Origin of the sequence: Burkholderia sp. (assembly GCF_018375725.1) — a bacterium.
Classification (GTDB): domain Bacteria; phylum Pseudomonadota; class Gammaproteobacteria; order Burkholderiales; family Burkholderiaceae; genus Burkholderia.
The window spans coordinates 1-11,602 of the sequence record NZ_JAHACR010000115.1 but is presented as its reverse complement, the minus strand read 5'-3'; the positions used below and the strand labels follow the sequence as shown (position 1 = coordinate 11,602).

The 11,602-nt window shown below is 63.6% G+C and carries 11 protein-coding genes and 1 pseudogene; 2 read left to right on the top strand and 10 right to left on the bottom strand.

Features of this window, described 5'->3' with window-relative positions; all coding sequences use genetic code 11:
* Positions 1 to 119: 119 nt before the first annotated feature.
* The 6 genes from uraD to KH616_RS13920 all read right to left on the bottom strand — a co-directional run bounded on the left by uraD (position 120) and on the right by KH616_RS13920 (position 4,500).
* Positions 120 to 641 (bottom strand): 2-oxo-4-hydroxy-4-carboxy-5-ureidoimidazoline decarboxylase, encoded by a 522-nt coding sequence (gene uraD / locus KH616_RS13945; protein ID WP_292245380.1) that lies wholly within the window; start codon positions 639 to 641, stop codon positions 120 to 122.
* On the bottom strand, positions 638 to 1,591 hold the full coding sequence (gene puuE, locus KH616_RS13940) for an allantoinase PuuE (protein WP_292245378.1): 954 nt from the start codon (positions 1,589 to 1,591) through the stop codon (positions 638 to 640). Before puuE ends, uraD begins: the two co-directional genes overlap by 4 nt.
* A gap of 367 nt (positions 1,592 to 1,958) precedes the next feature.
* Positions 1,959 to 2,897 carry a muramoyltetrapeptide carboxypeptidase gene (ldcA, locus tag KH616_RS13935; protein WP_292245376.1) on the bottom strand — a complete coding sequence of 313 codons (939 nt, stop codon included), beginning with the start codon at positions 2,895 to 2,897 and terminating at the stop codon, positions 1,959 to 1,961.
* 55 nt (positions 2,898 to 2,952) lie between these two features.
* A complete protein-coding gene (tadA, locus tag KH616_RS13930; protein WP_292245384.1) occupies positions 2,953 to 3,507 on the bottom strand; it encodes a tRNA adenosine(34) deaminase TadA in 555 nt (184 codons plus the stop codon).
* Between the two features lie 8 nt (positions 3,508 to 3,515).
* Complete coding sequence (locus tag KH616_RS13925; RefSeq protein WP_292245374.1) at positions 3,516 to 3,917, bottom strand: DUF1992 domain-containing protein; 402 nt, start codon at positions 3,915 to 3,917, stop codon at positions 3,516 to 3,518.
* Between the two features lie 331 nt (positions 3,918 to 4,248).
* Positions 4,249 to 4,500: a DUF4148 domain-containing protein gene (locus KH616_RS13920; RefSeq protein WP_292245372.1), complete on the bottom strand. Its 252-nt coding sequence runs from the start codon at positions 4,498 to 4,500 to the stop codon at positions 4,249 to 4,251.
* A 594-nt stretch (positions 4,501 to 5,094) separates the two neighbouring features.
* Here KH616_RS13920 and KH616_RS13915 point away from each other — a divergent pair.
* Entirely contained in the window at positions 5,095 to 6,177 is a 1,083-nt protein-coding gene (locus tag KH616_RS13915; protein WP_292245371.1) for a helix-turn-helix transcriptional regulator, read from the top strand.
* 72 nt (positions 6,178 to 6,249) lie between these two features.
* Here KH616_RS13915 and KH616_RS13910 read toward each other — a convergent pair whose 3' ends face one another.
* From KH616_RS13910 to KH616_RS13895, 4 genes and pseudogenes are all read right to left on the bottom strand, one after another.
* Positions 6,250 to 6,645: a host attachment protein gene (locus KH616_RS13910; protein ID WP_292245369.1), complete on the bottom strand. Its 396-nt coding sequence runs from the start codon at positions 6,643 to 6,645 to the stop codon at positions 6,250 to 6,252.
* Between the two features lie 446 nt (positions 6,646 to 7,091).
* Positions 7,092 to 7,190, bottom strand: a pseudogene (locus KH616_RS13905) (DNA-binding response regulator); the annotation flags it as partial.
* Positions 7,191 to 7,344: 154 nt separating this feature from the next.
* A complete protein-coding gene (locus KH616_RS13900; protein WP_292245367.1) occupies positions 7,345 to 8,592 on the bottom strand; it encodes a multidrug effflux MFS transporter in 1,248 nt (415 codons plus the stop codon).
* Positions 8,589 to 10,115 carry an FAD/NAD(P)-binding protein gene (locus tag KH616_RS13895; protein ID WP_292245382.1) on the bottom strand — a complete coding sequence of 509 codons (1,527 nt, stop codon included), beginning with the start codon at positions 10,113 to 10,115 and terminating at the stop codon, positions 8,589 to 8,591. Before KH616_RS13895 ends, KH616_RS13900 begins: the two co-directional genes overlap by 4 nt.
* Before the next feature lie 134 nt (positions 10,116 to 10,249).
* On the opposite strand from KH616_RS13895, the gene KH616_RS13890 reads away from it, so the two are divergent.
* Positions 10,250 to 11,602 (top strand): PLP-dependent aminotransferase family protein (locus tag KH616_RS13890; RefSeq protein ID WP_292245365.1); only part of this gene is annotated, 1,353 nt, incomplete at its 3' end.

The window sequence follows — 11,602 nt, the reverse complement described above, 5'->3', positions numbered from 1 at the left end:
AGATTCACGTAGCGCCGCGTGAAATCGGGTGCCTGGGGGTCGAGAAGCGGAATGGCCATCGTGTCGTCCTTGTCTCCGTAGTGAAGTCGCTGCCGTGCGCCGGCAGCGACATTGCCCGGTCACGCGTCGATCAGGTCGTCGAGCCTGAAGCGCGCGATCCGGTAGATCTGGTCGAGGCTTGCGCGCATTTCTTCGGCGCGCGAATGATGCACGCGCGACTCGAAGTTCGCGATGATGCCGCGGCGGTCGTAGCCACGCACCGCGAGAATGAACGGAAAGCCGAATTTCTCGCGATAGGCGCGATTCAGTGCCTGGAGCGTGTCGAATTCGGCCTGCGTGCACTGATCGAGGCCCGCGCCGCTCTGCTCGCGCGTCGATTCCTCGGTCAGTTCGCCGCGCACCGCCGCCCGCCCGGCAAGCTCCGGGTGTGCATTGATCAGCGCAAGCTGGCGCGCTTCGCCGGCCGACTCGACGGCCGCCGACATCGTCCGGTGCAGCGCGTCGAGACTCGCGAACGGCCGCTGTCCGGCCGCCGCCTCCGCCACCCACGGCGAATGTTCGAAGATGCCCGACAACGCCGCGATAAATCCGTCCGGCGTCATCGAGTTCAGTTGATTGAGGGTGTAACGCATCGCCTTCATGCTTGCTCTTCGTTTGGATGATGTGGCTGGTACGGATGATGGTCACGCCAGTGACGCGCGATGTCGACGCGCCGCGCCACCCAGACGCGATCGTGCTGTTCGATGTGATCGAGAAAGCGCTGCAGCGCACGGAAGCGCCCCGGCCGGCCGAGCAGCCGGCAGTGCATGCCGATCGACAGCATCTTCGGCGTCTCGTCGCCTTCTTCGTACAGCACGTCGAACGCGTCGCGCAGATAGTGAAAGAAGTGATCCGCCGTGTTGAAGCCCTGCGGCGTCGCGAAGCGCATGTCGTTGGTATCGAGCGTATACGGCACGATCAGGTGCGGCACGGTGCCGCCGCCCGACACCGGCACGTCCATCCAGAACGGCAGGTCGTCGCCGTAGTAGTCGGCGTCGTACAGAAAACCGCCGTACTCGGCGACGAGCCGGCGCGTGTTCGGGCTGTCGCGCCCGGTATACCAGCCGAGCGGCCGTACGCCCGTCACGCGCTCGATCGCCTCCATGCCGAGCCGCATGTGCTCGGCTTCGAGTTCCGGTGCCATGCCCTGATAATGGATCCAGCGCCAGCCGTGACAGGCGATCTCATGCCCCAGTTCGACGAACGCACGCGCTACATCCGGATGCCGCTCGATCGCCATGCCGACGCCGAATACCGTCAGCGGCAAGCCCCGCTTCTCGAATTCGCGCAGGATCCGCCAGACGCCGGCACGCGAGCCGTATTCGTAGATCGACTCCATGCTCATGTGCCGGTCCGGATAGGCCGCCGCCCCGACGATTTCCGACAGGAACTGCTCGGAACCCGGATCGCCGTGCAGCACGCAGTTCTCGCCGCCCTCCTCGTAATTCAGCACGAATTGCACCGCGACGCGCGCCCGCCCGGGCCAGTTCGCCTGCACCGGATCACGGCCGTAGCCGATCAGATCGCGTGGATAGGAAGTATCGAGTGGCATGGTTCGACGTACGACGAAGACTCGCTGAAGGAATGGGTTTGCATCGGCCGCGCGGCGCCCGGAACCGCGCCGTTCGGGCCGATGCGATGACGGCCCAGTGTAGCGAAAACGCCGATACGCGCCCATATAGCGGCGCAGATAGTGCGGGTCAGACGGAATGTATGTGCGGGGTTGCGGCAAGTCGATGCCAGGCTCCGACGCGCCCCCATCCCGCCAGGAGACGCACTGACCTGCTCGCGGGGAGCGGGTCAGGACGGCACGGCGAACGAGACGATCGGGATCGTCTCCTGAATTCGGCCGTTAGTTGCGCCATCACCAGAAGAAAAAGGCGGGACGCCCGCCTTTTCGACCATCGCGTGTGCGCGTATCAGCCGAGATGCGGATAGTCGGACATGGTCAGCCGGAACCCGTGCGCGTTCGCGACGAGCCGCGCCTGCGCACCGAACGGCAGCGTCACCATGTCGGGCACGTGGCCGAACTGCAAGCCCATGACGACCGGGATGCCGATCACCTCGCGCACCTGCTCGATCATTGCCTGCATGTCGTAGCCGTTGTCGTATTCGAATGGCCGCGCGCCAGTGAACTGGCCGATCACGAGCGCCTGCTGACGCGCGAGCAGGCCAGACAGATGCAACTGATAGATCATCCTTTCGATCCGGAACGGCTGCTCGTTGACGTCCTCGATGAACAGGATGCCGCCGTCGATGTCGGGCATGTACGGCGTACCGACGAGCGAGGTCAGGATCGCGAGGTTGCCGCCCCAAAGCGTGCCGGCCACGTTGACGCTCTGCGCCTGCGGAGCCTCCGCGACGATCGTCGTCTCGGGCTGCGTGATCGTTCGCCAGAAATGGCCCATCGTGAATTCGCTCGGCGTCTGGGCGCCGAAATCGGCGGACAGCATCGGACCGCCGAACGTCTTGACCCGCGCCTTCGCATAGAGCGCGAGCTGAATCGCGGTGAAGTCGCTGTGCCCGACGAGCACGATCGGCCGGTCGCGCAGCCGGTGCTCCAGCCCGCGATAATCGAGCCCGTGCAGAATGCGTGCCGCGCCGTAGCCGCCGCGCACCGCGATCCCGATGTCGGGCAGCGCCCGCTCGGGGTCGGCCAGCCGGTTCAGGTCGCCCGCCCGCTCACCGTCCGTGCCGCCGAACCGCTGGTAGCGACGAAGCGTCGCTTCGACGTTCTCGATGCGATGCCGCGCATCGCTCAGACGCTCGAGCGCGCGATTGATCGCATCGGGATCGTGCGGATAGCCGGATGGCGCCAGCAGGCGGATGGTGAACGGCTCGACGGGATGGAAGGACATGGGCGGAACGGGTCGGGAGATCAAACCTGCTTAGAGGGCCGGAACCGCGCCGGGTTCACGACGTGCCGGATGCCTGCGTGCGGCCGAGCCGGGCTTCGCGCAGCGCGCGGCGGCGTTCGGCAAAAAACGACTTCAGCGCCGCGCCGCATTCGCCGGCGAGCACGCCGCCGACCACGTCGGTGTGATGATTGAACTGCGGATTCGCGAAAGCGTCGATCACGCTGCCGCATGCCCCCGTCTTCGGGTCGGCTGCACCGTAGACGACGCGCGCGATCCGCGCATGCATGATCGCCCCCGCGCACATCAGGCACGGCTCGAGCGTGACATACAGTTCGCAGCCAGGCATCCGGTAGTTCTGCAGGTGCTGGGCCGCCTCACGCAGCGCAGCCATTTCGGCATGTGCGGACGGGTCATGCCCGCCGATCGGATGATTGAAACCGCGCGCGATCACCTCGTCGCCGCGCACCAGCACCGCGCCGACCGGTACTTCGCCGGCTGCACGCGCCTCTTCGGCCGCGGCCTGCGCAAGGCGCATGAAATGCGCGTCGCGCTCCGATACCGGTGCGGCAGCGGGCGCGGCGGATTCGTTCGCAGGATCGGGCGGCGGCACGTCGGGCGTCACATCGCCCCCGCTTGCGCAAGCTCGTCGTTGAGCACGCGTTCGGACACGCGTTCGGCGATCCGCCGGCAGTATTCGCGGGGCATCACCATCGGGCTGCCCCGCAGCGATTCGAGCGCCATGTCGAGCGCGAGCATCTTCGCCTCGAGCTGGCAGCGTGTGACGCGATCGCTGACCGCACGCAATTCCTTCTGCAAGTCGCACAGCGCGCGCAGTTGCTCGACAGCGGGGGGCACGAAGCCTGCATTCTTCAGGATGCGGTTGGCAACCCACACCTCTTCGGGAACGAGCAGGCCGTCGGCCAGCACCTGCTGCGTGTCGGTACCCGGCAAATCGTCGAACTGGCCCCGCGCAGCGGCGGCGGCGATACGCTGTTCGACAAGGGCGTCAAGCAATCTCATCAGTCAATCGAAACAATGCGGCAGCCGAATTCTAACAGGGTGACGCTCAAGCGCCAGTCCCTTTGAGTGAATGCTCGACATTGCCCCGGCGATCACCGACGCCGCGATCGCCGCCCTCTTGCTCGCACCCTTTTTTATGAAGCCGCAACGCGGGTGCCCCCGCGTATTCGTTCCACATCAAGCAACCTGCATGGCATGCGCCTCGATGACGGCCGCGCCGTCCGTCTGTCGTCGTTGCGATATCCGGGTCGCAGCCGCTGCATTGGCTGAACGCCTGCGTTCGACGCGGCCGCCATTGTGCGGCGGCCTCGCCGAATCGCAATCCCGATGTTCATTCGCTGCCGTTGTAGAGTTGGTTGATCCGGCCAAGCTCGCCCGACTTCTGCGCGCGGCTCAGTTCCTGTCTGACCTGGGCGCGTGTCGGTGACGCCGGACCGCCCGCCTGCATGCCGGCGCTCGGCATGCCGCCCACCGCCGTGTTGGTAATGGCTGCATCGGAGGGCGAACTCCCCTGCGCCTGGGCGGCCCCAGCGGCGCCCAGCAGACAGGCAACGGCAAACGCCGTCCTGGACAAAGTCTTCATTGCGGCACCTCATATGAAGAAACCATGCGATACGTTCGACGCGAGCAGCGCTCAAACCCGCCGTCCGCGCCTGTCGACGCCGTCGCCCATGCCGCGGCACGGATCGCCGCGCAAGCCGGCCGCTTGCGCACGAAGCCCGTCGACGGCATGACATGTTCGCTGCGGCGTCGGACAACCCTGGCATTCCTCCTGTCACTCCCCCGGGACAGCGCATCGACATGCGCGACATGCGTGGTGGCCAACTCGCACGCGTATTGTCGTCTTGCGCGCGCACCGCGCCGCCACGCGGATCGGTCATTCCCGCCACATGCGCGCAGGCAACCGGCTCGGCCGCAGGTCAGACATCCGCCGCGGCCGGACCACGGCCGGGCCGCCAAACAATCTCGGACAGAAGCCCTGCATGCCCGTGCGGAATCGCGTCGCGCCTACACCAGGAATGCCGCAATAATAGGAACGCCCTACCCGTTTGACGCCCCCTTGAAAGGGGGCAATTGCCGCGTTTGTCAATTTGACCGCCTACGCTGGACATATCGTGCGAAGGGTACCGACGACCCGCATCGGGATCGAACCCACCGCACGGTCGAGAGGGATACCATGCAGGACAAGCACGTCGCGCTGGCGGGCCACATTCGACGGCTGTGCTCGCTTGGCGTCGATCCGCATCTCGTCATGCCTCATGTGATTCAGGATGCGAGAGAGATCGTCAGCGCCGACTGGGGCATGTTCTTCTACGCCGACGCATACGGCACGCTGACGGATATATACAGCGAAAACGACACGGTCTATCACGTGCTGCCCGTTTATTTCTCGGAAGTCCACAACACCGCCAGACAGGAAGTGCTTGGCGTGACGTTCGCGGACGCGATGCGTCGCGGCCATGGCTTCGACAACAGCGCGCACTATGACGCCGCGCTGCTGGCGAGCCCGATGTACGCGGCGTTGTGGCGACCGGTCCACATGCGGCATTGCCTGGAGCTGACGGCGGCCAACGGCACGCGCGGCCGGGGGAGCCTCCAGCTGTCCCGGCCACCCGGCAGCCGTCCGTTTTCCGAAAAGAACCATCGGGACATCGAGCCCTTCGCGCGGCATCTCGCACATCTGCTGTCACGCCCCGTACAGCCACCGTTGCACGAGGCGGAAGGCGGCCTGTCGGCCATGGTCGTCGCCGACGATACCGGCCGGATCCTGCTGCAGAATCCGGACAGCATCAGGATGCTCGCGCTCGCATCGAATGCGCCGCTCGCGTTCTACCGTCATGACCGGCTGCCCGCGTGGCTCGCGCCACTGCTGACGAGCATCAATCGCCTATGGCGCGGCTTCGCGGCGCCACCCGCCTCACTCGAGCGCCGCAACCACGCGGGCCGCTTCAGTTTCAAGGCTTACCGCTTTGCGGGCGCGCATGCATTGCAGCGTGAATTCGCGATCGTGATTCATATCGAGCATTTCCCGCCGCTCGAACTGGAAATCGAACGCCTCGGCTTTCAGTTCGGCCTGACCGAACGGCAGCGGCAACTGTGTTCGCCGCTCGTCCTCGGACATTCGCACAGCGAGATCGCACGTTGCTTCGCGCTGCGCGACAGCACGGTCGTCGATCATGTGAGGAAGATCTACCGCAAGCTCAACGTCCACAATCACGACGAATTGCGCAACGTGTTTCGGCTGGGTTCGCATGGGTAGCGCCGGGTGACGCGGACGAATATAAAAACCCCAAAGGTCAGACCGAAATCGACTTTTGGGGTGCAGTTCAGATTACCCCCGCAGAAGAATTTCCTCGACCTCCTTCGTGCTCAAACCTGAATAGTCTTTGCTCACATGGTCGGACACGAGTTTTTTAGTCTGCTCGTCCAGATAACTCAGCAACATTCCAAGAAACTTGGGTTCCGCAATAATCTTCATATTGCCGACCTGTTGATGCAATCGCGCATCTTCCAAGTACTTCGCGACTTGAGCCGCGAATTTGTCTCGCTCTTTCTCTTTGCGTTCGCTCTCGGAAAACGACTCCGCCTGCTTGTCCGTGAGCCGGGTCGCGCTTTCATATGCGTTGGAAATATCGTCGACTAACTGCAACGCAGAGGAACCCGTGCCTGATGCGAAGACACGTGCGCGACCTTCCCCTGCCACCACAATCCACGTTGCATTGCTCATAGCCACTCCTCAAAAGGTTTGTCCAAACATATCCTCGGTCAACAGCGATGCGTGCTTGCGGAATCGCACGTTGGACAGCATACATCTTTCGGGGCGCCTCGCGAGGGAGGCGTGCTGTCGCCCAAGGAGTTCCTGTCCTTGGAGAGCTGGTCGGCGGTCGATCGGGTTTTCACCGGGGCATGACAGATGCCATCCCGATCAGCATCAGTGGGTCAATACATAAGGCCGCCGCTTGATGACCTTGATGGTGTTGTTGATGCCTTCGACGACGCTGGTATTGAGCGGATGGCGGCAACGCGCTCACCAAGATCGGCGTTCACGAACAGCGAACTGGCGATTCAGTCGGGGACCGTTGCCGCCCCGAAGCGGACTGTCGAGATCAAAGAAGCGGACGTTCAACGGCAAACTATCTTCGGCCGATGTGCTGGGGCGCTGATCCGCCGCCTCCCGTCCGCCATGTGGCCAACCGCGAAGCGCGCGGCGGTCAGCGCATCGGACAGCGATTGCGCCAGGATCGGGTTGTCCTCGACAACCAGCACACGCATGGGAATTCCGGTCAGTAAGCGCCAGGCAGGTGCATTACATGATCCTTTCCCCCGTGACGCTTCGCGAAAACACCTGCCCGCGCGAAGCAGCTCCCGACTTTGACGTGGCGACCACACCGACCGGCCCGGCTTTCCGACACGCAACGGCAAGCGCTCATCGTTCCGCTGCGCGCCGCTTCCCCGTCGAGATTCGGCCAGCCTCGACGCGGCCCGTGGCGGCGCTGCGCTCGCGCAGGCCAACAATCACGCTTAGAAAAGCGACGCTCGAGCAAACGGTCACTGCGATCATCGGGCGGACGGTGCCGTCCGACAACCAAGCAAGTACGCCGCCGCACGCGGCCGCGATCGCCATCTGGATGAAGAAGAAGAGTCCGGAAGCCGTGCCGGCGATCTTCGTGTAAGGCTGCATCACCGCGAACTGGCAGGCCGGAATTGCGATCCCGACGGCAATCATCACGAAGAACATCGGTACAACGATCGCCGCGGCGGATGCGGGTGCGACCGCGCCGCCCACCCATAGCGCGACGGCCCCGGCCAGGTTGATGCATGCCGCCGACGCGATGACGGAATCGGCTTTCCATCGGCCGCTGGAGCGCCTGAATACACTCGATCCGATCAAATATCCGAGCACGGTCAAACCGAAGATTGCCGCATAGCCCGGGCCGGACACACCCATTTTCCGCTGGAACAGCGTCGACGATTCTGCGATGAACGGAAAATAGGTGCAGTAGACGAAACTGATCGCCAGCGAATAACGCAAAAAGCGGCGCTCGCTGAGCAGTCTTCCGTACGTCCGCAGCAGCCCTGCGCCCGGTTCCGGCCGCGTCGCGCTTTCGCGCGTCTCGGGTAAATGACGCAGCACCATCGCCATCGCGACGATCCCCCCGGCCGCGAGCCAGGCGAACACACCGCGCCACCCGAGCCATTCGGCGACGGCACTCCCGGCCAGCGGCGCGATCACCGGCGACAGCGCCATGCCAGCCGAGATGCGGCTGAGCATCGTGGCCTGCATCGCGGTCGGAAAGCGCTCGCGCACGATGACTCGCCCGATCACCGTTCCGCTGCAACCGCCCAGTGCCTGAAAGATGCGCGCGCAGACGATTGCCGGAATGCTCGTCGCCAACGCACAGGCGACACTCGCGACCACATAGATGCACAGGCCGCCGATGAGGACCGGGCGTCGGCCGTACCGATCGGACAACGGCCCCGACACCAGCATCGAAAGCGCATAGCCGACCATGTACAGGGTCAGCGTGAGCTGAAGCTGGGCGTCGGTGCCATGCAGCGCGTCCGCCATCGCGGGCAGCGACGGCAGGTAAGCATCGATCGTGACACGCGGCAGGCAGACGACGAGCATCAGCAGGAACAACCAGCCCCACTGGGGCAACGATCGAGTCTTCATACGGGGAATGCGTCTCCGGCAAATTCGAACTGCTGCGTGATCGGTCGCAGCGTGATGTCTTCTTCCGCGAACGAGGAAGCGATGTCGGCTGCGATTCGGCGAGCGCGCTTGGCAACCATCTCGAGCGAGCTGACGAAAAAATATGTCCCGGACGTGATGTGGCCGAGCGCGCGGAGCTGATAGTCCGGCTCGCCATCGCTGTCGAGCAGCGCGCCCGTTTCGAAGTCGACACGGATACCACCCCGCCAGTCGCGGCAGGCCAGCCCGTCCTGCAGCATCTGCCAGATCAGGGACGAATCGCCCGGCTCCTGGACGTCCTTGGCAGCGCCCGTCGCGTTGACGACGTAGTCGTAGTGACCAGCGACCGTCGAAGAAATCCGGTGCGGATGCGTTCGGTCGAATGCGATCGGCGTCTTCACGAGTTTCAGACGGCCGTCGGCGAGCATCTTCGCAATCACACGCGCATTCTCCACGGGCATCGGCGCCCGGCACGCAAGCCAATGGCGGGCAAAACGCTTCAGCGCGCAGGCCTGGCTTTCCGTGTCCAGCGCATTCCACGCGAATTCAACCAGATCGTTGGTGGCAACCAGAATCGTCTGCCACGCACGTTCGCGGTCCGCCTCCGCAATCTCGTCGCGCAACAGCGCAATTGCATCGTCATGGTCAACAAACAACTCTCGCCAGTCCGCACCCGCAGCCCTGAATTCCGCGCGAATCAGACGCCCGAGCTGGCGCAGACTGATCTTGCGATGACCATCCGACGTCAGCGCACGCAGCCGCTCTGCCGTCAGGTGACGCGGCGGCTGCGGCAACGTCTGCTTGCCTTTTACGAGCGGAAGCATGCCGGTATTCGACACCATGTGAATCTCGGCCTGACTGTTCATTCTGTACAAGCTGACCGCAATGTCGACCGCCGTGAGACTCGCACCGATGATCGCGATCCGGCTCGCATCCGCCAGCTTCGTAAGCGCTGACGCGAGGGGATACGGACGATGAATGTAACGCTCGTGCCCGGAAAGACCGTAGTAATCGCGTGGCCCCGTATTGCCGACCGCGATGAGGACGCTGTCGGCGTCGTAGGTCTCGTCGTCGGCAGCCAAGCGATAACGGGAGTTCCGCGAGATGGCGCGAATCTCCCGATGCACGACGTCAACCGACAATCCCTTTCGGCGCGCGGTAGACAACGTCTCGTTGAAAAAGTCTTGCAGGTAGCGGCCGAACAGCGATCGGGAAACATAGGTTGACGACAGGTCACGTCGGACAAGATCGTGCAATTCGGGTTCATGGTGGGACTTCCATCGCACCCATGACGTGAACGTCGAAAAATCGGCAGCCGATACCGACATCGTCTCAATCGCGCGATTTAGCAAGGCCGTATCGACGTCAGGCTGGTAAGCGAGCCCAGGACCGATCAGCGACCGTGGTTCAAATACCTTTACCTGAAGTCGCGCCGCAGCCGACGGCGTGATCAGATTGCTCAGGTGATGAAGAAACGCGACGCTTGCCGCCCCGCCGCCGATCACGGCGAGCGTGAATCTCTCAGTGTTCTTTCTTATGGACAACTTTCCCTCGGACGCAATGAATGTCGTTGGCGAGAATTTATGGGTAAAGTGATATAAGCTGAAGGTCCATTAAATCGAACATCTACTAGACCACTATGACGCGAGGCAAAACCGCGATTCCACTTGATCTGCCGCGCCCTCCGGGACTGTCGTCGGGAAGCCCGCAGTCGAAGCAGGAATGCATTGCCGACGCGATTCGCGACGCGATCCTGAAACGTCTGCTCCCCGGCGATAGTCCGTTGCCGTCCAGCCGGACCCTCGCCGCTCGATGGGGCGTGGCGCGGGGAACTGTCGAAGCGGCCTACGATCGGTTGTGCTCCGAGGGTTACATCGCGCGAACACAAGGATCCGGATCGCGGGTGTCCGCGGTGGTTCCAGACAGCTATCTGCGTGCGTCCGCGCAGTCGCGGGAGAACGCTCCCCGCCGTCCCGGCCAGACCCCGGAGCAATCAGGAAAGACGGACGAGGCCGCACCGGAACAAGCTGTGCGCCTGGGCGTCCCGTTCATTGCTCGGCTCGCCGATCCCGACTTGTTGTCAATGCAGCAATGGAAGAAGTACATCGGGATGAGCCTGCTTTCCGCCACCGCGAGCGACCTCTGTTCGACGCCGTCACAAGGCGTCGAAAGTTTGCGCGACGAAATTGCCGGGTACTTGAGGGAATACCGTGGCATCCCTTGCGGAGCCGACGACATCTTCATCACGACCGGTATCCGACATTCAATCGATCTCGTCGCGCGAACTGTGCTTTGCCCTCGCAGCACGGTACTGATGGAAGATCCAGGGTACGCATCCGCATGGCACATTTTCACGATGGCAGGCGCGACTGTGGTCGACGTCCCCGTCGACCGGGAAGGAATCGAGACCTCCACGCTGAACCAGCATTCCGATGCGTGCGCGGCATACGTGACGCCCGCGCATCAATCGCCGCTCGGAGTCACGATGTCGGTTTCCCGACGGCTCGAACTGCTCGACTGGGCGCAGCGCAATCGGGCGTGGATCATCGAAGACGACTACGACGGCGAGTTCAGTTATCAGGCCGCGCCGCTGCCCGCGTTGAAGTCGCTCGATGCATACGACCGCGTAATCTACTGCGGTTCGTTCAACAAAACGCTTTTCTCCGGCTTACGCATCGGCTTCATGGTCGTGCCGGCGGAACTTCGGCCGGCACTGGCGGCCGTGTGGCGCGTAACCGGAGGCTCCGTCGGCATGGCGTCTCAGCTCGCGGTGGCCCGCTTTATCGGACGCGGCGATTTTGCGAAGCACCTGCGCGCCAGCCGTCAGGCGTACCGCCAGCGACGGGACATCGTGCTCGAGCAATTGGCGAAACACGGCAACGGGCATTGCACGGTATCCGGCGAGCAGGCGGGATTTCATTTCGTCCTTTGGCTGCCGCCCCGAATGGACGACGCATCGTTTGTCGAGAGGGCGCTTGCGGCCGGCGTGTCG

Excerpts from the sequence above, each read along its gene's own strand:
- KH616_RS13915 (WP_292245371.1), top strand. The coding sequence starts at position 5,095 with ATGCAGGACAAGCACGTCGCGCTGGCGGGCCACATTCGACGGCTGTGC.
- KH616_RS13900 (WP_292245367.1), bottom strand. The coding sequence starts at position 8,592 with ATGAAGACTCGATCGTTGCCCCAGTGGGGCTGGTTGTTCCTGCTGATG.
- KH616_RS13925 (WP_292245374.1), bottom strand. The coding sequence starts at position 3,917 with ATGAGATTGCTTGACGCCCTTGTCGAACAGCGTATCGCCGCCGCCGCT.
- uraD (WP_292245380.1), bottom strand. The coding sequence starts at position 641 with ATGAAGGCGATGCGTTACACCCTCAATCAACTGAACTCGATGACGCCG.
- ldcA (WP_292245376.1), bottom strand. The coding sequence starts at position 2,897 with ATGTCCTTCCATCCCGTCGAGCCGTTCACCATCCGCCTGCTGGCGCCA.
- KH616_RS13920 (WP_292245372.1), bottom strand. The coding sequence starts at position 4,500 with ATGAAGACTTTGTCCAGGACGGCGTTTGCCGTTGCCTGTCTGCTGGGC.
- puuE (WP_292245378.1), bottom strand. The coding sequence starts at position 1,591 with ATGCCACTCGATACTTCCTATCCACGCGATCTGATCGGCTACGGCCGT.
- KH616_RS13910 (WP_292245369.1), bottom strand. The coding sequence starts at position 6,645 with ATGAGCAATGCAACGTGGATTGTGGTGGCAGGGGAAGGTCGCGCACGT.